Annotated in this window: 20 protein-coding genes and 1 riboswitch; of the genes, 3 read left to right on the forward strand and 17 right to left on the reverse strand. The window is 71.1% G+C overall.

From position 1 onward, the window contains the following. Positions 1-59 precede the first annotated feature (59 nt). The 5 genes from ACH4DX_RS32540 to ACH4DX_RS32560 form a co-directional block, all read right to left on the reverse strand. A complete protein-coding gene (locus tag ACH4DX_RS32540; protein ID WP_398157728.1) occupies positions 60-1,289 on the reverse strand; it encodes an ABC transporter ATP-binding protein in 1,230 nt (409 codons plus the stop codon). Next, positions 1,289-3,031, reverse strand: a complete 1,743-nt coding sequence (locus ACH4DX_RS32545) for an ABC transporter permease (protein WP_398157729.1) — start codon at positions 3,029-3,031, stop codon at positions 1,289-1,291. The genes ACH4DX_RS32540 and ACH4DX_RS32545 overlap by 1 nt, the downstream gene beginning before the upstream one ends. Beyond that, the gene (locus tag ACH4DX_RS32550; protein ID WP_398123047.1) at positions 3,007-4,095 is read right to left on the reverse strand and encodes a thiamine ABC transporter substrate binding subunit; all 1,089 of its coding nucleotides are present in this window, start codon (positions 4,093-4,095) and stop codon (positions 3,007-3,009) included. The genes ACH4DX_RS32545 and ACH4DX_RS32550 overlap by 25 nt, the downstream gene beginning before the upstream one ends. A gap of 86 nt (positions 4,096-4,181) precedes the next feature. Continuing rightward, positions 4,182-4,287, reverse strand: a riboswitch (TPP riboswitch). Between the two features lie 68 nt (positions 4,288-4,355). Further along, complete coding sequence (gene rlmN, locus ACH4DX_RS32555; RefSeq protein ID WP_398157730.1) at positions 4,356-5,462, reverse strand: 23S rRNA (adenine(2503)-C(2))-methyltransferase RlmN; 1,107 nt, start codon at positions 5,460-5,462, stop codon at positions 4,356-4,358. A gap of 165 nt (positions 5,463-5,627) precedes the next feature. Next, positions 5,628-5,759 carry a hypothetical protein gene (locus ACH4DX_RS32560; protein ID WP_398157731.1) on the reverse strand — a complete coding sequence of 44 codons (132 nt, stop codon included), beginning with the start codon at positions 5,757-5,759 and terminating at the stop codon, positions 5,628-5,630. A gap of 42 nt (positions 5,760-5,801) precedes the next feature. Here ACH4DX_RS32560 and ACH4DX_RS32565 point away from each other — a divergent pair, with 42 nt between their 5' ends. Beyond that, positions 5,802-5,978 (forward strand): hypothetical protein, encoded by a 177-nt coding sequence (locus tag ACH4DX_RS32565; RefSeq protein WP_398157732.1) that lies wholly within the window; start codon positions 5,802-5,804, stop codon positions 5,976-5,978. Positions 5,979-6,537: 559 nt separating this feature from the next. Here ACH4DX_RS32565 and ACH4DX_RS32570 read toward each other — a convergent pair. Further along, positions 6,538-7,143 carry an NUDIX domain-containing protein gene (locus ACH4DX_RS32570; RefSeq protein WP_398157750.1) on the reverse strand — a complete coding sequence of 202 codons (606 nt, stop codon included), beginning with the start codon at positions 7,141-7,143 and terminating at the stop codon, positions 6,538-6,540. 26 nt (positions 7,144-7,169) lie between these two features. Beyond that, on the reverse strand, positions 7,170-7,361 hold the full coding sequence (locus ACH4DX_RS32575; protein WP_398157733.1) for a hypothetical protein: 192 nt from the start codon (positions 7,359-7,361) through the stop codon (positions 7,170-7,172). A gap of 269 nt (positions 7,362-7,630) precedes the next feature. On the opposite strand from ACH4DX_RS32575, the gene ACH4DX_RS32580 reads away from it, so the two are divergent. Further along, the gene (locus ACH4DX_RS32580) at positions 7,631-8,419 is read left to right on the forward strand and encodes a TIR domain-containing protein (protein ID WP_398157734.1); all 789 of its coding nucleotides are present in this window, start codon (positions 7,631-7,633) and stop codon (positions 8,417-8,419) included. A gap of 131 nt (positions 8,420-8,550) precedes the next feature. On the opposite strand, the gene ACH4DX_RS32585 is transcribed toward ACH4DX_RS32580, so the two are convergent. The 5 genes from ACH4DX_RS32585 to rpsB form a co-directional block, all read right to left on the reverse strand. Further along, a complete protein-coding gene (locus tag ACH4DX_RS32585; RefSeq protein WP_398123045.1) occupies positions 8,551-9,681 on the reverse strand; it encodes a phosphatidate cytidylyltransferase in 1,131 nt (376 codons plus the stop codon). A gap of 67 nt (positions 9,682-9,748) precedes the next feature. Further along, positions 9,749-10,306, reverse strand: a complete 558-nt coding sequence (gene frr / locus ACH4DX_RS32590; protein ID WP_398123044.1) for a ribosome recycling factor — start codon at positions 10,304-10,306, stop codon at positions 9,749-9,751. A gap of 157 nt (positions 10,307-10,463) precedes the next feature. After that, positions 10,464-11,222: a UMP kinase gene (pyrH, locus tag ACH4DX_RS32595; protein ID WP_398123043.1), complete on the reverse strand. Its 759-nt coding sequence runs from the start codon at positions 11,220-11,222 to the stop codon at positions 10,464-10,466. A 228-nt stretch (positions 11,223-11,450) separates the two neighbouring features. Next, complete coding sequence (gene tsf / locus ACH4DX_RS32600) at positions 11,451-12,287, reverse strand: translation elongation factor Ts (RefSeq protein WP_398123042.1); 837 nt, start codon at positions 12,285-12,287, stop codon at positions 11,451-11,453. A 154-nt stretch (positions 12,288-12,441) separates the two neighbouring features. Next, positions 12,442-13,365, reverse strand: coding sequence for a 30S ribosomal protein S2 (gene rpsB / locus ACH4DX_RS32605; protein WP_398123041.1), 924 nt, complete (start codon positions 13,363-13,365; stop codon positions 12,442-12,444). Between the two features lie 269 nt (positions 13,366-13,634). Between rpsB and ACH4DX_RS32610 the strand changes: the two genes are divergently transcribed. Next, positions 13,635-14,273: a peptidoglycan DD-metalloendopeptidase family protein gene (locus ACH4DX_RS32610; RefSeq protein WP_398157735.1), complete on the forward strand. Its 639-nt coding sequence runs from the start codon at positions 13,635-13,637 to the stop codon at positions 14,271-14,273. Between the two features lie 244 nt (positions 14,274-14,517). Here the strand turns inward: ACH4DX_RS32610 and ACH4DX_RS32615 are convergent, their stop codons facing one another. The 5 genes from ACH4DX_RS32615 to ACH4DX_RS32635 form a co-directional block, all read right to left on the reverse strand. After that, on the reverse strand, positions 14,518-15,075 hold the full coding sequence (locus ACH4DX_RS32615; protein WP_398157736.1) for a TetR/AcrR family transcriptional regulator: 558 nt from the start codon (positions 15,073-15,075) through the stop codon (positions 14,518-14,520). Between the two features lie 223 nt (positions 15,076-15,298). After that, a complete protein-coding gene (gene whiG, locus ACH4DX_RS32620; RefSeq protein WP_398123039.1) occupies positions 15,299-16,132 on the reverse strand; it encodes an RNA polymerase sigma factor WhiG in 834 nt (277 codons plus the stop codon). 302 nt (positions 16,133-16,434) lie between these two features. Further along, complete coding sequence (gene dprA / locus ACH4DX_RS32625) at positions 16,435-17,790, reverse strand: DNA-processing protein DprA (RefSeq protein ID WP_398157737.1); 1,356 nt, start codon at positions 17,788-17,790, stop codon at positions 16,435-16,437. Then, complete coding sequence (locus tag ACH4DX_RS32630; protein ID WP_398157738.1) at positions 17,787-19,406, reverse strand: YifB family Mg chelatase-like AAA ATPase; 1,620 nt, start codon at positions 19,404-19,406, stop codon at positions 17,787-17,789. The genes dprA and ACH4DX_RS32630 overlap by 4 nt, the downstream gene beginning before the upstream one ends. Next, positions 19,406-19,798 carry a YraN family protein gene (locus tag ACH4DX_RS32635; protein ID WP_398157739.1) on the reverse strand — a complete coding sequence of 131 codons (393 nt, stop codon included), beginning with the start codon at positions 19,796-19,798 and terminating at the stop codon, positions 19,406-19,408. The genes ACH4DX_RS32630 and ACH4DX_RS32635 overlap by 1 nt, the downstream gene beginning before the upstream one ends. Between the last annotated feature and the right edge of the window lie 111 nt (positions 19,799-19,909).

The following is a 19,909-nucleotide window of genomic DNA, read 5'->3' on the forward strand; positions in this document are numbered from 1 at the left end:
TAAGTCGGCCTCCCCGTCCTGGCAGCCGGATTTCCGTCGCCCCGCCCCGGGAGCGCCCGTCAGCCGAGCACCACCACGTCACCCGGGTCGAACGCCACCCCCACCGTCTCCCCCACAGCGGGCGCGTCCCGCAGCGCGCACGCCGCTTCGAGCCGCTGCCCGCCGGGGGGCTCCAACCGCAGGGCGACATGCGTACCGCGGAACGTCCGCGCCGCCACCGCACACGCGAGCCCCTCGTCCGCCCCCACGAGCCGTACTCCGGCGGGCCGTACGAGCAGCCTGCACGCCCCTTGGCGCGTCCCCCGCGGCACGGGGACCTCGCCCCAGACCGTGTCCGCGACCTCACCGCTCACCGTCGCGTCGACCACGTTGTCGAAGCCGAGGAAGCGCGCCACGAACTCGTCCGCCGGGTCCCGCCACACCTCGAGGGGCGTACCGGACTGCGCGACGCGTCCGCCCCGCATCACCACGACCCGGTCCGCGAGCGCGAACGCCTCGCCCTGGTCGTGGGTGACGGCGAGCACCGTCGTCCCCAGCTCGCCGAAGAGTTCGCGCAGTTCGACGACCAGGCGCTCCCGCAGCGAGCGGTCGAGCTGGCCGAGCGGCTCGTCGAGCATCAGGAGCCGGGGCCGGGGCGCGAGCGCCCGGGCCAGCGCGACCCGCTGCTGCTCGCCGCCCGAGAGCGACGACACGGCCCGCTTCTGCGCGCCCGGCAGACCCACCAGGTCCAGGAACTCCGCGACCCGCAGGGCCTGCTCGGCCCGGGACGCGCCGTGCATCCGCAGGCCGAAGGCGACGTTGCCCGCCACGTCCCGCTGCGGGAACAGCTGGTGGTCCTGGAACATCAGGCCGACGCCCCGCCTGTGCGCGGGCACCCCGCCCATGTCCCGGCCACCGAGCACGATCCGCCCGCCGTCGAGCCCCTGGAGACCGGCCACGGCCCGCAGCAGGGTCGACTTGCCGCTGCCGCTCGGTCCGAGCACACACACGATCTCGTGCCGGGCGACGTCGAGATCCACGCCGTCGAGGGCGGCCCGCGCCCCGAACCGGACGGTGACACCGTCGAGGCGCAGCAGCGCCTCGTCCTGCCCGTCCTGCCCGGCGCCGCGCGGGGCTTCGTGCGCGGCGTCGTGGGCGCCCTTGGTCACGTCGGCTTGGGTGCCTTCGGGCACGTCGGTGTGCGCTGCTTCATCCACGTCGGCGTGGGCGGCTTCGGGCACGCCGGCGTGCCCGGCACCCCGCCCCGCACCCCGCCCCGCGCCTTGCGAGGCACCTTGCGCGGCACTCATCAGAACTCTCCCGTCGTCCGTTCCGTACGCAGCCGCTCCAGGAGCAACAGCGCCACCGCGCACACCACCATCAGAATCGTCGACAGGGCCATCGCCTGCCCGTAGTTGAGGTCGCCCGCCCGGCCGAGCAGCCGTGCCACGGCCACCGGCAGCGTCGGGCTGTCGGGCCGCGCGATGAACACCGTCGCGCCGAACTCGCCGAGCGACACCGCGAAGGCGAAGCCCGCCGCGATGAGCAGCGCCCGGCGCACGAGCGGCAGGTCCACCTCCCGCCAGGCCCGCCAGGGCGAGGCGCCGAGCACGGCCGCGGCCTCCCGCAGCCGCCCGTCCACCGCGCGCAGGACGGGCAGCATGGTGCGGACGACGAAGGGCACACCGACCAGGGCCTGTGCCAGCGGGACCAGGATCCAGGAGGACCTGAGGTCGAGGGGCGGCTCGTCCAGGGTGATCAGGAAGCCGAAGCCGACGGTCACCGCGGACACCCCGAGCGGCAGCATCAACAGCGCGTCGAACCCGCGCACGAGCCGCCCCGCGCGCCGGGTGAGCGCCGCCGCCGCGAGCCCGCCGATCACCAGCGCGATGGCGGTGGCGACGACGGCGTACCGCAGGGAGTTCCCGATCGCGTCGACCACCGGGACGAGGAACGCCCCGCCGTCGGCCGACCGCAGCGTCTCGTAGTACAGGAAGCCGTAGCCGTCGGGCCCGTCGAACGACCGCTGCACCAGGACGCCGAGCGGCAGCAGGATGAGCAGGGCGATCGTCAGGAGCACGAAGCCGAGCAGGCTCCACTGCCCGGCGCCGCGCGGCCGCCGCACCGCCGCCGCGGAGTCCACCAGCTTCAGCGCGCTCTCCCGCCTGCGCACCGTCCACGCGTGCACCGCGAGGACCCCGCCGACCGCCGCGAACTGCACGATCGTGAGCACCGCGGCCGTCGGCAGGTCGAGGAGCTGCGCCGTCTGGCGGTAGATCTCGACTTCGAGCGTCGAGTACGCGGGCCCTCCCAGGATCTGTACGACCCCGAACGACGTGAACGTGAACAGGAACACCATCAGGGCCGCCGCCGCCACGGCGGGCGCGAGGGCCGGCAGTGTCACCGACCACCAGGCGCGCGGGCGGGAGGCCCCGAGCATCCGCGCGGCCTCCTCCTGCCGCGGGTCGAGCTGCGACCAGAGCCCGCCGACGGTGCGGACGACGACGGCGTAGTTGAAGAAGACGTGGGCGAGCAGGATCGCCCACACCGTGGTGTCCAGGCGTACGCCCCACAGCTCGTCGAGGAGGCCGCCGCGCCCGACGAGGGCGAGGAAGGCCGTGCCGACGACGACGGTCGGCAGCACGAAAGGCACGGTGACGACCGCCCGCAGCACCTGCTTGCCCCGGAAGTCGAAGCGCGCGAAGACATAGGCGCCGGGGAGCGCGATCAGCAGCGTGAGCCCCGTCGAGGCGAGCGCCTGCCAGGTGGTGAACCACAGGACCTGTTGGATGTCGGACTGCCCGAGCACCTCGCCGATCCGCCCGAACCGCCAGCTGCCGTCCACCTTCAGGCCGCGCGCGACGATCGCGGCGACCGGCACGGCGAAGAACACGGCGAAGAACGCGACGGGCAGCGCCAACAGGGCGAGCCGCGTCGCGCTTCCGCACCGGTCCCGGCGGCGGCCGGGGCCCCCGCGCCCCGACCGGGAGCCCCCGGGCCCGCCGTCCGCACCGGCAGGCGCCTCGGCTACTTCAGAACGAGCGAGGTCCACGACTTGACCCACTGCTCACGGTGGTCGGCGATCCGCTTCGGCGCCATGGTCTGCGGCTCGTCGACCCGCGCACCGAACTTCCGGAACAGTTCGGGCGTCCGCACGCCCTCCCGCACCGGGTTCACGAACATCTGGAGCGGCAGGTCGCCCTGGAACTTCTCGCTGATCATGAAGTCGAGGAGCGCCTTGCCGCCCTTCTCGTTCTTCGCGCCCTTGAGCAGGCCCGCGTACTCGATCTGCCGGAAGCAGGTGCCGGTGGCGACCCCGGTGGGGGCCTCCTCGGGCTGCGGCTTGGCGTAGAGCACCTCGACGGGCGGCGACGAGGCGTACGACACGACGAGCGGCCGGTCGCCCTTGGCCTTCTTGCCTCCGGCCGACCCCGAGAACTCCTCGTTGTAGGCCTGCTCCCAGCCGTCGACGACCTTGACGCCGTTGGCCTTCAGCTTCTTCCAGTAGCCCTGCCAGCCGTCGTCGCCGTACTTCGCGGCGGTGCCGAGCACGAAGCCGAGGCCGGGCGAGGACGTCGAGGCGTTCTCCGTGACGAGGAGGTTCTTGTACCGCGGCTCGATCAGGTCGTCGAAGGACTTCGGCGGCGCGAGCTTCTTGTCGGCGAAGTACTTCTTGTCGTAGTTCACACAGATGTCGCCGGAGTCGACGGGCGTGACGCCCTTCTCGCCCCCGGCGGGCCGGTACCGCGCCGCGACCCGGTCCAGGCCCTTGGCCTCGTACGACTCGAAGACCCCGTGGTCGAGCGCGCGGGAGAGCAGGGTGTTGTCGACACCGAAGAAGACGTCGCCCTGCGGGTTGCCCTTGGACAGGATCGCCTTGTTCACGGCCTGCCCGGCGTCGCCGTCCTCGAGGACGCGGACCTTGTAGCCGGACGTCTTCTCGAAGTCCTTCAGGACGCCCTTGGAGACGGTGAAGGAGTCGTGCGTCACCAGGGTCACGGACGTGGAGTCGGATGTGTCGCCGCCCCCGGAGCCGCACGCGGTGACCGCGACGAGCCCGATGCCCACGGCGATCGCCGTGACCGAGGCCTTCTTGATGGTGCTCACGGAAAACATTCCTCCTGGAGTGACCAGGAAGAGACGCGGCCCTGTCCGGGACGGCAGGGACCGCGGTCCTCTGCGTCCCGGGCAGGGCGCAACAGCTTGAGTGGTGACCGAACTTCCTACCCAGAATGACCTGGGCGAGGTTCAGAGGGTCTGCGGCCGATACCGCACTCTCAGCGCTGTGGCGCTCCCCTGTCGGAATATGAAGATGTCAGTACGCCCGCCAGCGTACCCCCAGGCCGGGGCGGTACCACCTTCCGGCCGCGGCGGTACTACCTCTCGGCCGCCGCGAGCTGCCCGCACGCCCCGTCGATCTCCTGGCCGCGGGTGTCCCGGATGGTGACCGGCACCGCGTGGGCGGCGATGGCCTCGACGAACGCCTTCTCGTCCTCGGGACGGGACGCGGTCCACTTCGAGCCGGGCGTGGGGTTCAGCGGGATCAGGTTGACGTGCACCGGCTTGCCCTTGAGCAGCCGCCCGAGCCGGTCGCCGCGCCAGGCCTGGTCGTTGATGTCACGGATCAGCGCGTACTCGATGGAGAGCCGGCGGCCCGAGCGGTCCGCGTACTCCCATCCGGCGTCCATGACCTCACGCACCTTCCAGCGCGTGTTGACCGGGACGAGGGTGTCGCGCAGCTCGTCGTCGGGGGCGTGCAGCGAGATGGCGAGACGGCACTTGAAGCCCTCGTCCGCGAACCGGTGGATCGCGGGCACCAGGCCGACCGTGGAGACGGTGATGCCGCGCTGGGAGAGGCCCACACCGTCGGGCTCGGGGTCGGTGAGGCGGCGGATCGCGCCCACCACGCGGTTGTAGTTCGCCAGCGGCTCGCCCATGCCCATGAAGACGATGTTCGAGAGCCGGGCGGGGCCGCCGGGGATCTCGCCGTCCCTGAGGGCCCGCATGCCGTCGACGATCTGGTGCACGATCTCGGCGGTCGACAGGTTCCGGTCCAGGCCCGCCTGGCCCGTGGCGCAGAACGGGCAGTTCATGCCGCAGCCCGCCTGGGAGCTGATGCACATCGTGACCCGGTCCGGGTACCGCATGAGGACCGACTCCACCAGCGTGCCGTCGAACAGCCGCCACAGGGTCTTACGGGTCGTGTCGTCGTCGCAGCTGATGTGCCGCACGACCGACATCAGCTCCGGAAGCAGCGCCTCCTGGAGCTTGCCCCGGGCACCGGCGGGAATGTCCGTCCACTGCTCGGGCTCGTGCGCGTACCGCGCGAAGTAGTGCTGCGACAGCTGCTTGGCGCGAAACGGCTTCTCCCCGACGGCGGCGACGGCTTCCTTCCGCTCGGCGGGCGAGAGGTCGGCGAGGTGCCGCGGCGGCTTCTTGGCTCCGCGGGGGGCGACGAAAGTGAGTTCTCCGGGCTTAGGCATAACCCACCCAGTGTCGCAGATCAACTCGGGGAGCCCAGGCCGGAGCGGGATGGGGGTCACCTGTGGTGCCGACTGTCGGCGTTGGTCGGCCTCGAACGGCGCAGGGACGGCCCAGGACTCAGCCAGCCCAGACCGGCTGTGTGCGGGCAACGCCGCCACCGCCCGTCACGTCATCTGCACGGGAGCAACGGGGAGCTGCTCCTTGTAGGGCCACGTAAAGGTGCGGCCGGGTTCGAGGTGGGCGTCTCCCCAGTGGATGGCATGGATGCCGTTCTCGACGTCGGCCGTGAAGAACACACAGACCAGCTTGGTGGAGGCTCCCAGCTCCTCGAAGGCCTCATGCAGTCCCAGGTACTCCTCGGTCGCAAAGTCCTCGTCGACATCGAACAGGCCTTCCGGGTGCTGCGGCCCGTGTGCCCGAAGCAGCCGGTGCCGGGTGGGCGACGCATTGGCGGGCAGTCGGGCCGGTCCAACGGCCTCGGCCTGTCCGCGTACCGGAACGGGAAGAGTGCGTGATCGTTGATCACCGCATACTCATATCCGCGCACGTCTCGCACGGCTTCCTCCAGCCCCCGAACCGTCTCCGCCAGGTTCTCGCGCACCAGCCCCGCAAGGGCGACACCGTACGGACTCCGCTTCTTCAGTCCCGCAGCGAGATGCGCGGCATGAGCCTTCCCGTGCGCCTTGGCCAGCTGCTCAGGGACCGCAACGGCAAGCGCGCCGGCGTGCCGCCCGAACCGCTCGACCGCCCAGGCCGACGGCCCTGCCGGATAGCTACCCGACACCGACATGCAGGACTCCCCTCCCCCAGGCCACGCCTCTCAACTGTGTGACACGTACACGAAGGGCACACGAGAGGGCGATCTGGCCCGGGACGCATCCGGACACGCTCGGTTCTCAGAACAGCCACAACTGATGCTCTCCGCCGCCGCCCCTGACCTGGCTCGCACTAGAACAGGTCGGGCGCCGGGCAGGTCATAAAAGGTCCATCCGGCTGCTGAGCGGCCCGCCCTTCACCCCCACCAGTCCCTCGGGGCAGCAGTGAGCAGGGCAGCTCTGATCCCAGGGTGAACGGCTAGTACGCCAAGGCTCGGTCAACGACCGTCTCGGCTGTGGGCGCAGGGTCTGAGGCCCAGAAGATGTAGTCGCCAATGTGCGGACAACCAGTGCCGCGCCCGAGGGTCGTGATCATCACGTCACACTCTGCGTCGTCCGCGTAGGAACCAGCGATGAGCCGCTGCACCAGGCCGACGGCTTCATCGCGATTCATGCCGCGCGGTCGCCTAGGCCTCTGACCGTGCTCCAAGTACACCAGAGTCGCTTCGTTCCGGGCCTCTGTCGTTGCGAGGATGCGTCGGGTCAGCCGCGGAATGGTGTGCTCGGTGATCTGCTCCGGGGTGTGGAACGCGAAACTCTTCAGCTCGTCGGCCTGAAGCTGCATGTCGTCCAGCTGCTCGCGGTCGAGCTGGCCACCGTCGAAGAGGTACAGCACCTTGTCCCCCTCGGCCTCGTTCGGGGCCCAGTCGACCGCGAGGAGTCGTCCAATACGCGGGGTGATCCCCAGCTCCTCTCGGACCTCGCGGACGGCAGCGCGCAGAGGAGATTCGCCGGTCTCGACGTAGCCGCCAGGGATGTCCCAGTGGTCCTTGTCCGGTGTCTGCACTTCGTGTCGGAAGGCCAGGCACCGGACTTGCCCATGGCCGTGGCCTACTTACGGATCAGCTCGTGCAGCGTCTTGGCGGCAGTGAGAAAACCCAGACCCGAAGCCCCCAACCCAGCGATGACACCGACAGCGACTCCCCAGCCGACGCCGAGCACCTTCGAGACCGGAACGGCCACGGCGAAGCCGGACCCCACTCCAAGGCAGGCACAGAGCACTAGACCGATCGCGAAGATCACGACCGCGCGAAGCGTGAGCAAGCTGCCGCTGTCTGTCTCCGACGCCCCGTCATTGTTGCCTGGACCGCGCGAACCTGATTGCCTGAACAACGTTCCTCCTGCTACCAGCGGATGTGAACGAGGGCGGCTCCCGTTGCACCGGGGGCCGCCCTGCCTTTTGAGCAGCAACCATCGACCGCACCGCCTCCCTCTGTTTAGCGTTGCAGCACAGATATCGTCAAGATGGATAAAGTTTTTCCATAATCGAGAATGGCGGTACTCTGGACGGCATGGAGAGCAAGGTCGACGCACTGGGTCCCACCGGGCGGAGGGTCGCCGAACGACTGGGGGAGATTCGGCGGGAGCAGAACCTGACCCAGGGGCAGCTGTCTCAACGGCTTACCGCCTTGGGTCGCCCCATCGCGGTAGCCGCTCTGTCGAAGATCGAAAAAGGGTCACGTCGTGTCGATACGGACGATCTGCTTGCCCTGGCACTGGCCCTGGATGTCACTCCGAACGAGCTGCTTCTGGCTGCAACCGCGCGTCGGGGCGAACCTGTGCAGCTCACACCCGCCAAAAGCATGGAGACGATCGAAGCTTGGCGGTGGGCTACCTACGATCCCGATGAGGACGGGCGCGGGGTGTTCATCTCGTACGCGCATCAAGACGAACAGTGGGCACACTGGATCGCTTGGCAGCTGGAGGAAGCTGGGCTGCCGGTGGAAGTGGAACCGTGGACCTTCACCCCCGGCACAGACTGGGTTTCGGAGATCCACCGCAGCATCCGATCGGCCAGGTGTTTCTTGGCGGTCCTGTCGGAGGCCTACATCTCGTCGCAGTGGACTCGTCGAGAGTGGACCCTGGCCACGGAGGATGCAGGCCAGCGCCGTCGGCTTCTCCCGCTACGCATTGAGGACTTCGAGATCCCGATGCAGTTCGCGAGGTATCAGTACGTAGACCTGGTCGCGCGTTCCAGTGAGCAAGCGAGCGACGACCTGCTACGAGCGGTAAGGGGCTTCGTACCGGCGCGCCGAACCACACCACCGGTCCGGCCCGAGTTTCCGGGAACATCGTCCTGAGCCAAGCGTCTGTACCTGGTCACGGCCCAGAGGCGGCCCAGAACCGCCGGCCATGGCGCACCTACCCTGCAATCGTGCGGGTGGCCGTTCCGGCGGTCGGCCGCGGCCTCCCGGCCGGTTCGCTCCGGGCCTCAGCCGGAGCCGACGAACGCCACGAGCAGCAGCCACACCACGGGGGCGGTCGGCAGCAGGGAGTCGAGGCGGTCCATGATGCCGCCGTGGCCGGGGAGCAGGGTGCCCATGTCCTTGATGCCCAGGTCCCGCTTGATCATCGACTCGCCGAGGTCACCGAGCGTCGCGCTCGCCGCCACCGCGAGGCCGAGCAGCAGGCCCTGCCACCAGGTGCCGTCGTCGATGAGGTACTGCATGCACAGGGCGCCCGCCGCCATCGCGAAGGCCACCGCGCCGAGCAGTCCCTCGCGGGTCTTGCCGGGGCTAATGCGGGGCGCGAGCTTGTGCCTGCCGAAGCGCCAGCCGACCGCGTACGCGCCGGTGTCGCTGACCACGGTCAGGAGCAGGAAGGTGAGCACCCGCCGCGGGCCGTCGTCCGCGGCGAGCATCAGCGCGACGAAGGTCGCGAGGAAGGGCACGTAGAACGCCGCGAAGACACCCGCGGTGACGTCCTTCAGATAGCCGTCGGGCGGCTCCGTCATCCGCCAGACGAGTACCGCGAGCGCGGTCAGCGCCATCGCCACCCAGGCGCCCTCGGGGCCGCGGACATAGCCCGCGACGACCATCGCGGCGCCGCCCACCGCGAGCGGCACGAGGGGCGCCTTGATGCCCTTGCGCTCCTCCAGACGGGAGGTGAGCTCCCAGAGGCCGACGACCACGGCGACCGCTATGACGCCGACGAAGGCCGCCTTCTGGATGAAGAGCGAGGCGATGATCACCGCGCCGAGCCCCACGCCCACCCCTATGGCCGCCCCGAGGTCACGGCCCGCGCTCTTGCGCTGCGGGGCTGGGGCGGGCTGTGGTGCGCCGGTCATGGGCTCCTGCGGCTTCTGCGCGGGGTACACGGGCGGCGCGGGCGGCGTCTCGTCGCGAAACGGGGGGCCGCTCGGCCGAGCAGCCCCCCGGTCGTCGTCCTGGTCTCCGCTCGCGGCTACGTCGGGCACGATGGGCATGGGCTGAGTCCCTGACGGTGTCAGGGCGTCCTGCGCATCGTATGCGGGACCCGCCGGGGCAGCACCCTGGACAGGGCCCTGGTCGGGCGCCCCCCAGTACCCGGCTCTGGGCGGCGCCCCCCAGGAAGTGTCGTTCACGGAATTCGGATTCCTCAGACCTAGATCGGACGTCGAGCGGACTCGACGAGGCGTCGAGCGAGCTCGATCAGACCTCGAGCAGCTCGGCTTCCTTGTGCTTGAGCAGCTCGTCCACCTGGGCGACGTACTTCGAGGTGAGGTCGTCGAGGTCCTTCTCCGCGCGACGGCCCTCGTCCTCGCCGATGTCGCCGTCCTTGACGGCCTTGTCCAGGGTGTCCTTGGCCTTGCGGCGCACCGAGCGGATCGACACCTTCGAGTCCTCGGCCTTGCTCTTGGCGACCTTGATGTAGTCGCGGCGGCGCTCCTCGGTGAGCTCGGGGAACGTCACCCGGATGATGTTCCCGTCGTTGCTCGGGTTGACGCCGAGGTCCGAGTCGCGGATCGCCTGCTCGATGTTGCGGAGTGCCGTCTTGTCGAACGGGGTCACCACGGCCATGCGCGGCTCCGGCACCGAGAACGAAGCCAGCTGGTTGATCGGCGTCAGCGCGCCGTAGTAGTCGGCCACGATCTTGTTGAACATCGCCGGGTGGGCACGGCCCGTACGGATCGCGGCGAAGTCCTCCTTGGCGACCACGACGGCCTTCTCCATCTTCTCCTCGGCCTCGAGGAGGGTCTCTTCGATCACCACTTGCTCCTGCGTGTCTTGAGTAGGCCCGGCTTCCATGGATCGGCCGGCTGCGTCGCGTCTCTTTCCTGCACGGTGTCCGACCGGCAGGCCTTTGTCCATCCCCTCGTGAGGGCCGTCCGGCTCGGACGCCGGCCCCTGGAGGGACGTACTCGGCTCAGGCCCGGGAGTCCTGGTCGCCCACGGTCGTGCCGATCTTCTCACCCTTGACGGCCCGCGCGATATTGCCCTCGGCGAGCAGTTCGAAGACGAGGATGGGCAGCTTGTTGTCCCGGCACAGGGTGACGGCGGTGGCGTCGGCGACCTTCAGGTCGCGCGTGATGACCTCGCCGTACCCGAGGGAGTCGAACTTCACCGCGTCCGGGTTGGTCTTGGGGTCGGAGTCGTACACCCCGTCGACGCCGTTCTTGCCCATGAGCAGGGCTTCCGCGTCGATCTCCAGGGCGCGCTGGGCCGCGGTGGTGTCGGTGGAGAAGTACGGCATGCCCATGCCGGCGCCGAAGATGACGACGCGGCCCTTCTCCAGGTGGCGCACGGCGCGCAGCGGGATGTACGGCTCGGCGACCTGCCCCATGGTGATGGCGGTCTGCACGCGGCAGTCGATGCCCTCCTTCTCCAGGAAGTCCTGGAGGGCCAGGCAGTTCATGACCGTACCGAGCATGCCCATGTAGTCGGAGCGGGCCCGGTCCATGCCGCGCTGCTGGAGCTCGGCGCCGCGGAAGAAGTTGCCGCCGCCGATGACGATGGCGATCTCCGCGCCGTCCCGCACGACGGCCGCGATCTCACGGGCGATCTTGTGCACCACATCGGGGTCGACGCCGAGTCCGCCGCCTCCGGCGAACGCCTCGCCGGACAGCTTCAGCAGGAAGCGCCCGGCTACTTTGCCGTCGTCACTCTTGGTGTCGGCCTTGGTCATGGAGTTCTCCTTGTGGTGCACATACGAAGAGGCCATTGCCGGTGGGGTGGTGTTCATCCCATGCGCGGCAATGGCCTCCTCGTCAGTTCTTGCGGTCGTCCGCCGCGTGCGCGGGCCCGGGCTCCGGGTTCCTCGCATGCGGCGTCACGCCCGTCGCGTACGCCGCTGCGCGTACGCGGGCGACCGCGGTCGACCCTAGCGGGCCGCACCGTCGATCGTGGTAAGGACTCAGATGCCGACCTTGATGCGCGCGAAGCGCTTCAGGCTGACACCGGCCTCCTGGAGGACCTTCTCGACGGACTTCTTGTTGTCGAGGGCGTAGGGCTGGCCCAGGAGCGTGGCGTCCTTGAAGAAGCCGTTGAGGCGACCCTCGACGATCTTCGGCAGGGCGGCCTCGGGCTTGCCCTCGGCGCGGGTGGTCTCCTCGGCGACGCGACGCTCGGCCTCGACGACGTCGGCCGGCACGTCCTCCTTGGAGAGGTACTTCGGCGCGAAGGCGGCGATGTGCTGGGCGACGCCCTTGGCGACCTCGGCGTTGGGCTTGTCGAGCTCGACGAGCACACCGATCTGCGGGGGCAGGTCGGGCATCGTGCGGTGCATGTACGCGGAGACATAGCCGTCGCCGAACTGCGCGAAGCGGTCCAGGACGATCTTCTCGCCGAGGTTGGCGTTGGCCTCGTCGACGTACGCCTGGACCGTCTTGCCGGCCTCGATCTCGGAGGCGAGCAGCGCCTCCAGGTCGGCCGGGTTGGTCTTGGCGACGTGCGCGGCGAGCGCGCCCGCGACAGCCTGGAACTTCTCACCCTTGGCGACGAAGTCCGTCTCGCACTTGAGCTCGACGATGACACCGGTCGAGTTGTCGTCGGCGATCAGGGAGACCACGGCGCCGTTCTCGGCGGAGCGGCCCTCGCGCTTGGCGACGCCCTTCTGGCCCTTGATGCGCAGGGCCTCGACGGCCTTGTCGACGTTGCCGTCGGCCTCGTCGAGCGCCTTCTTGCAGTCCATCATGCCGGCGCCCGTGAGCTCACGGAGCTTCTTGACGTCGGCGGCGGTGTAGTTCGCCATGATTCTCGAAAGTCTTTCTCGAAGTCGAAGATCTACGGGTGAACGGCGGGGGTCGCGCTCGTGGCGCGGTCCCCCGCCGTCAGCAGCCGGTGCTCGGGCAGTCGCCGCCCGGCGCGGGCGGTGTGGCCGCCCGGTCGCGCGGCCGGTGCCGGATTCAGGCCTGCTCGGTCTCCGCGGCGGGAGCCTCGGCAGCCGGGGCCTCCGCAGCGGCCGGGGCCTCGGCCGGAGCCTCGGTCTCGGCGGCGTCGGCCGGCTTCTCGTCGGCCTTCGGGGCCTCGGCGGCGTCGCCGTCCGCCTTCTTCTCGCCCTCGAGCAGGTCGCGCTCCCACTCGGCCAGCGGCTCGCCCTGGGCCTTCTCGCCCGGCTTCGAGTCACCGGTGGCCACGCCGGAGCGGGCGATGAGGCCCTCGGCGACGGCGTCGGCGATCACGCGGGTGAGCAGGGTGACGGAGCGGATCGCGTCGTCGTTGCCCGGGATCTTGTAGTCGACCTCGTCGGGGTCGCAGTTGGTGTCGAGGATGGCGACGACCGGGATGTTGAGCTTCCGGGCCTCGCCGACCGCGATGTGCTCCTTCTTGGTGTCCACGATCCAGACGGCGCTGGGCACCTTCTGCATCTCGCGGATACCGCCGAGGGTCTTCTCCAGCTTGGCCTTCTCGCGGGAGAGGACGAGCAGCTCCTTCTTGGTGAGGCCGGAGGCGGCCACATCCTCGAAGTCGATCTGCTCGAGCTCCTTGAGGCGCTGCAGACGCTTGTAGACGGTCGAGAAGTTCGTGAGCATGCCGCCCAGCCAGCGCTGGTTGACGTACGGCATGCCGACGCGGGTGGCCTGCTCCGCGATGGCCTCCTGCGCCTGCTTCTTCGTACCGACGAACATGACCGTGCCGCCGTGGGCGACGGTCTCCTTGACGAACTCGTAGGCGCGGTCGATGTACGACAGCGACTGGAGAAGGTCGATGATGTAGATGCCGTTGCGCTCCGTGAAGATGAAGCGCTTCATCTTCGGGTTCCAACGGCGGGTCTGGTGACCGAAGTGGACGCCGCTTTCCAGCAGCTCCCGCATCGTGACGACGGCCATGGCCGTACTCCTTGAGTTTTCTCGGTTGTGTCCTGACGCCCGGCACGCGCCGTGCCACGTACTCGCGTACGGGACCGAAAGGCGCTGACACCGTCGGCTGCGAAAGCCCGATGTCGGGGCGTGCGAAGTCGACCCGGTGACCCGGATCGCCACATGAAGTGTACGGGACCCGCGAGGTGCCGGGTGACGCCGCTGTCCACAACCGGCCGGTAGTCCACAGATCCCGGCCATGATCCCCGCGAGGGGGCGGCGGACGGGACCGTTCTCGTATGACGTGCGAACGGGTTTTCCGGGCGCTCCGGGTGCGGAGCGCGCTGAGTGTCACGGTGTGGGTGGCGGTGCTCATCGCCCTGACCTGCGTGTCGGTGCGGGCGGCGGGGCCGGGCCCGAGGCCCGCGGGTCCGCCCGCCGGACGGGAGGGACCGCCGGGGGCCGCCCCTGGTCCTTCGCCGGGTCGGGTTCCGGCCGTCGGGGGCGCATGGCCGGTGGGGGCGCGGCCCTGGGTGGTACGGGGCTGGGAGCCGCCGGCGACGGAGTACGGGGCGGGGCACCGGGGTGTGGACCTGGCCGCGCCGCCCGGGTCGCCGGTGCGCGCGGTGGCCCCTGGCCGGGTGTCCTTCGCGGGACGGGTGGCGGGGCGCGGGGTGGTCTCCGTGGAGCTGGCACGCACCGGGGACCCGCCCCTGCGCACGACCTACGAGCCGGTGCGGGCCGCGGTCGGCAAGGGCGACCGGGTGACGACGGGCGAGACGCTCGGCACGCTCGAACCGGCGGCCCGCTTCCACTGCCCCACGGCGTGCCTGCACTGGGGCCTGCTCCGCGCGGACACCTACCTCAACCCCTTGAGCCTGCTCCCCCCGCACCTACTGGGCCGCGCCCCGCCCCGCTTGCTTCCCCTGCCCACCTGACTCCGCGGGACCCGCTCCGCCCACAGCCGACAGCCGCTTCCGCCTGCCGTAGGGCGGGTGGGGTCCCCCTGCTCGCCGCGGAGCCGGGAGCTTGGGGGCGGGCGGGCGCGGCTCCCCGGTTCCGGCCGCCCGGACGTCGAGGGGACCTAAGCCCCCCGGGGGGCCAAGACCGCCCGCACTGGGCACCGGGCACCGGGCACCGGGCACCGGGCACCGGGCACCGGGCACCGGGCACCGAAAAGGATTAGCCCCGCACGCCCCGCAACGCCATGGCCACGGCCGCTTCGGTGATCGCCCCGGGCTCCTCGGCCACGCCGAGTTCGATCCGCCGCACGGCGGCGTCCACGATGCCCTGGAGCAGCATCGCGGCCAGCCGCGGCTCCTGGTGCCCCAGGGCACCGAGCGCTTCCACGATCATGGCCACCAGCCCACCGTGCGCGGCCCGGATCTTCTCCCGGGCCCCCGCGTCGAGCTCACTGGCCGAGATCGCCACCACGGCCCGGTGCCGCCGGTCCCCGACCAGCGCGAGCTGCCGCCGCACATAGGCCTCGACCTGCTTCTCCGGCGAGTCCGCAGCCTCCATCGCCGCGGAGACCTCCGCCGCCCAGACGGGGAAGTCGACCTCGCAGAGCTCTTCGACCACGGCGGCGCGCGAGCGGAAGTACTCGTAGACGGACGAGCGCGCGAGACCCGTGCGCTCGGCGAGCGCCGGGAACGTCAGCGCCTCCGTACCGCCTTCGGACAGCAGGGACCGCGCTGCGTCCAGCAGGGCGCCGCGCTGCATCGACCGGTGCTCGGCCACAGAGGCCGCTCGAATCCTTGGCACCCCCCCACTTTACGGACGCGGCACCCGCCAGGGGAGCCCGCCAGGGGAGCCTGCCGAGCGGGCACTCCTTACGGCAGCGGGCACTCCTCCCGGCAGCGGGCACACCGGCGCCGGGGAAACGCAAGGCGGAGGCGGGGGCGCACCGGCAGCAGGGACGATTCCGCGCACCCCCCTGCACCCGCCCGCGCCAGCCGCCCCCTCACCGCCCGAAACTGGCCAACTTCGCCCGCAGCTGCAACACCGACTTGGTGTGGATCTGGCTCACCCGGCTCTCCGTCACGCCGAGCACATTGCCGATCTCGGCGAGCGTGAGCCCCTCGTAGTAGTACAGCGTGACGACGGTCTTCTCGCGTTCGGGCAGCGTGTTGATGGCGCGTGCGAGGAGTCGCCGCAGCTCGCGGTCCTCGGCGACCTCGACGGGATTGTCGGCCGCGGTGTCCTCGAGCGTGTCCATCAGGCTCAGCCGGTCGCCCTCGCTGCCCACGTGCAGCAGCTCCTCTAGGGCGACGACGTTCGCCAGGGACAACTGGCTGAACACCGCGTGCAGTTCCTCCACGGCGATGCCCATCTCGGTGGCCACCTCCCCCTCGGAGGGGGTGCGCCGCAGCCGCGCCTCCAGGGTGGCGTAGGCCCGCTCCACGTTCCGCGCCTTCTGCCGCACGGACCTCGGGATCCAGTCGAGCGCCCGCAGCTCGTCGATCATCGCGCCCCGGATCCGCGTGATCGCGTAGGTCTCGAACTTGATCGACCGCTCGATGTCGAACTTCTCGATCGCGTCGATGAGCCCGAAGACCCCGGAGGAGACGAAGTCCGCCTGCTCGACATTGGGCGGCAGCCCCACGCTCACCCGCCCCGCGACGTACTTCACCAGCGGTGAGTAGTGCAGGATCAGCTGCTCGCGCAGCCGTCCGTCACCCGTCGTCTTGTACGACCGCCACAGCTCGTCAAGCGACGTGGGAGCGGGTGGCCGCTCGCCGCTTCGGGCGGCTGGGGGGACCGCCGCCCGGTCGGACCCTGACGTGTGCTGGGGCATGCGTCGCCTTGAGCCGTTCTGCCGTGAACATGGGAAAGTTTTCGGAACCCGCTGCCATGGTGATTTTGCGTGATGTGAATGAGCTTGTCCGTCTGATTGCCTGTCTGCACCGGATTCGTTGTGAGCGTAGCGTGACTGCTGTGTCGCAGTGTGCGAAGACTATGGGATCGCGCGTACGCAGATACGTTCCGCTTGACGCCCTCCGGGTAGCTGGCCGTCGCTCTGCGTGACTATTCGATTGCGCCAACTCCTCTTTTTCCCAAGCGTGTCGGCGTGTCATCCGTCCGGCGCAACACGCACCGTCACCTCCCACCCCCGTCCGGAAAGACCGGGGGAATCACCTGGCGTGTCAACTGCCAGCCGTCGCCCTGTCGTTCGACGAACCCGAGCGAGCGAAGTTCGTACAGCCGGGCGACCGCGTCGTCCGCGCTGGTGCCCGCACGCAGCGCGATGTCCCGCACCCCCGCGCTCCCCCGCGCGGGCAGCGCCGCCAGCACACCCGCCGCCCCCGGGTCGAGCAGATCGCGCGGCACCACGGGGCCGCGCCGCCGGGGCGCGACGTCCCCCATGTCCCCCACCAGTTCCACGACTTCGGCGGCGTCGCCGACCAGCACCGCGTCCCCGCGGAGCAGTTCGTGCACCCCGGCCGAGAGGCCGCTGGTGGCCGGGCCTGGCACTCCCATCGTGTACCTCCCGAGGTCCTGGGCGCAGCGGGCCGTGACCAGCGCGCCGCTGCGGTAGGCGGCCTCCACGACGACGGTGCCCCGGGTGAGCGCGGCGATGACCCTGTTCCTGAGGATGAACCTGCTCGGCGTCGGATGGTCGCCCGGCGGCAACTCGCCCACGACGAGTCCCTGTTCGGCGATCCGCCCGATCAGCTGTGCGTGTCCCCGGGGGTAGGGCCTGTCCACCCCGCACGCGAGCACCGCCACCGTGGCGCCGCCCGCGCCGAGCGCGCCCCGGTGCGCGCCGCCGTCCACGCCGTACGCGCCACCGGACACCACGACCCACCCGCGCTCGGCGAGGCCCGCGCCCAGCTCCGCCGCCATGTGCGCCCCGTACTCCGTGCAGGCACGCGCCCCCACGACCGCCACCGACCGCAGCGCCCATATCCGCAGGGAGGGCCGACCCCGCACCCACAGCCCCACCGGCCGCGCGTCCCCCAGGTCGTCCAGCTGGGCCGGCCACTCGGCGTCCCCCGGCGCCACGAACCGTGCCCCGGCCGCCGCGGCCGTCTCCAGGTCCCGCTCCGCCCGCACCCGTCCCGCCCGCGCTCTCAGCCCCGCCCACCGCTTCGCCGAGACCCCCGGCAGCCGCCCGCCATCGCCCCCTGCGGCTGCGCTCTCACCGTTGGGCTTCCTGGACCCCCTGGGCCCACCGGACGCCTCGGACCCACCGGACGCCCCGGGCCCACCGGACGCCCCGGGCCCACCGGACGCCCCGGGCCCACCGGGCCCCTGGAACCTGCCGTCCCCCTCGGCTCCCTCGACCCCCACATCACTCGCGTCCCCCTCGACCAGCCGCCGCAGCACCTCCACGGCGCCCCACTCCCGGAGCCACCGGCCGCCCGCGGCATCCCCCGGCTCCAGCACGCGGGTCAGCGCCACGCGGGCCAGCCACTCCTGGTCCCGCGGCCCCTCCTCGTCCCCCTGCCTCACGGTCGCGCCCCCACCACCATCGGCGCCCCGCGGGGCACCCCCGTGCGCAGTTGCAGGGCGAGGGCCACATCGCCCGCGTCGGGGCGGTCGTGGCCCGTCAGGTCCGCCACCGTCCACGCCACCCGCAGCACGCGGTCGAGGCCGCGTGCGGTGAGGACGCCGCGCTCCAGGCTGTGCTCGGCCTCGGCCATGGCGCCGGGGACCGCCTGCCACCGGCTGCGCAGCTCGTGACCCGGCACCTCGCTGTTGGTGCGCCACGGTGTGTCCGCGAGGCGGGTGGCCGCGCGCTCCCGGGCGGCGCGCACCCGGTCGGCGACGACCTGCGTGGACTCGCCCCGCGCCCCTTGGGCCGTCAGTTCGGAGCGGGTGACGGGCTCCACCTCCACGCGGAGGTCGACCCGGTCGAGGAGGGGCCCGGAGAGCCGTGACTGATAGCGGCGGATGCTGTTGGGCGAGCAGTCGCAGCTGTCGCCGGTCACGCTGAGACGGCCGCACGGGCACGGGTTCGCGGCCAGGAGCATCAGGAACTGCGAGGGCAGCCGCACCACTCCGGCACTGCGGGCGATCACGACGTACCCCGATTCCAGTGGTTGGCGCAGGGCGTCGAGGGCGTGGCTGCTGAACTCGGGAGCCTCGTCGAGAAAGAGCACTCCCCGGTGCGCCAGGGAGACCGCCCCGGGCCGGGCGATCCCCTTGCCGCCACCCACCAGCGACTGCATGGTCGCCGAGTGGTGGGGCGCGCAGAACGGCGGGACGTCCACCAGGGGCTTGCCCGGCGGCAGCATGCCCGCGACCGAGTGGACGGCGGTGACCTCCAGGGATTCCGCCCTGGACAGGCGGGGCATGATGGCCGGCATCCGCTCGGCGAGCATCGTCTTGCCCGCGCCCGGCGGGCCCTGGAGGAACACGTGGTGCCCGCCGGCCGCGGCAACCTCCATCGCCGTCCGCGCGGACACCTGGCCGACCACGTCCGCGAAGTCGTGCCGCTGGTCGTGGGCGGCGACACCGCCCATGCCGCTGCCGAATGCCGCACCGGGCAGGTTCAGACCCGCCATCAGGGGGTCCGGGCGCCCCGGGTCGTCCGGGGGCTCCTCGGGGACGGGCTCGTCGGTGAGGACGGCGATCAGTTGGCGGAGACTGCGCACCCCGAGGACGGCGATCCCGGGCACCAGGGCGGCCTCCGCGGCCGTGCACTCCGGGACGACCACCTGCTCATAGCCCGCGTCGGCCGCCGCGAGGACGGCGGGCAGCACACCGCGCACCGGGCGCACCCGGCCGTCGAGCCCCAGTTCCCCGATCATCACGACATCGGCAAGGACGCGGGGGTCGATCCGCTCCGCCGCTCCGAGGACGGCACAGGCCACGGCCAGGTCGAAGCCGCTGCCTCCCTTGGGCACGGACGCGGGGCTCAACCCGACCGTGAGCTTCTTCTGCGGCCACTCCCCGCCGGAGTTGACCACCGCCGCCCTGACCCGGTCCCGGCTCTCCGTGAGGCTCTTGTCGGGCAGTCCCACCAGCGTGAACGCCGCGACACCGGGCTCCAGGTCGGCCTGGACCTCGACGACGACGCCTTCGACACCCACCAGGGCCACCGAGCACGTACGCGCGAATCCCATCACGCCACCCCCCGGGCGTGCTCGACCACGGGGGCGCCGCGCTCGGGCACGACGACGCCCACCAGATCGATGCGCACCCCGCCCGGTGGAGCCCCGCCGTGCTCCTGGAGCCAGCGTTCCGCGAGACCGCGCAGCCGTTGGGCCTTGACGGGCGTCATCGCCGCCATCGGGTGCTGGAACGAGGCCTGCCTGCGGGTCTTCACCTCGCAGACGACCAGGGCGTCGCCGTCGCGGGCCACGATGTCGATCTCACCCGTGCGGCCGCCGCGCCAATTGCGGTCGAGGACCGTCACCCCGGCTTCGGCCAGCCGCCGTGCGGCCAGTTCCTCGCCGTACCTGCCGAGAGCACCCTGTGCGTTCATGTCGGCACCACCTCCGACACCCACGGTCACGTGGTGGCGCCCCGCTGTTGGATCTTGGTGCACTACTCTCGGGTTGTGGACAACTCCGTCCCCCGGAAGTGTGACTCAACTCCCGCCGAGCCCGAGCCCGAACCCCAGCCC

Origin of the sequence: Streptomyces sp. NPDC017940 (assembly GCF_044328435.1) — a bacterium.
Taxonomy (GTDB): Bacteria; Actinomycetota; Actinomycetes; order Streptomycetales; family Streptomycetaceae; genus Streptomyces.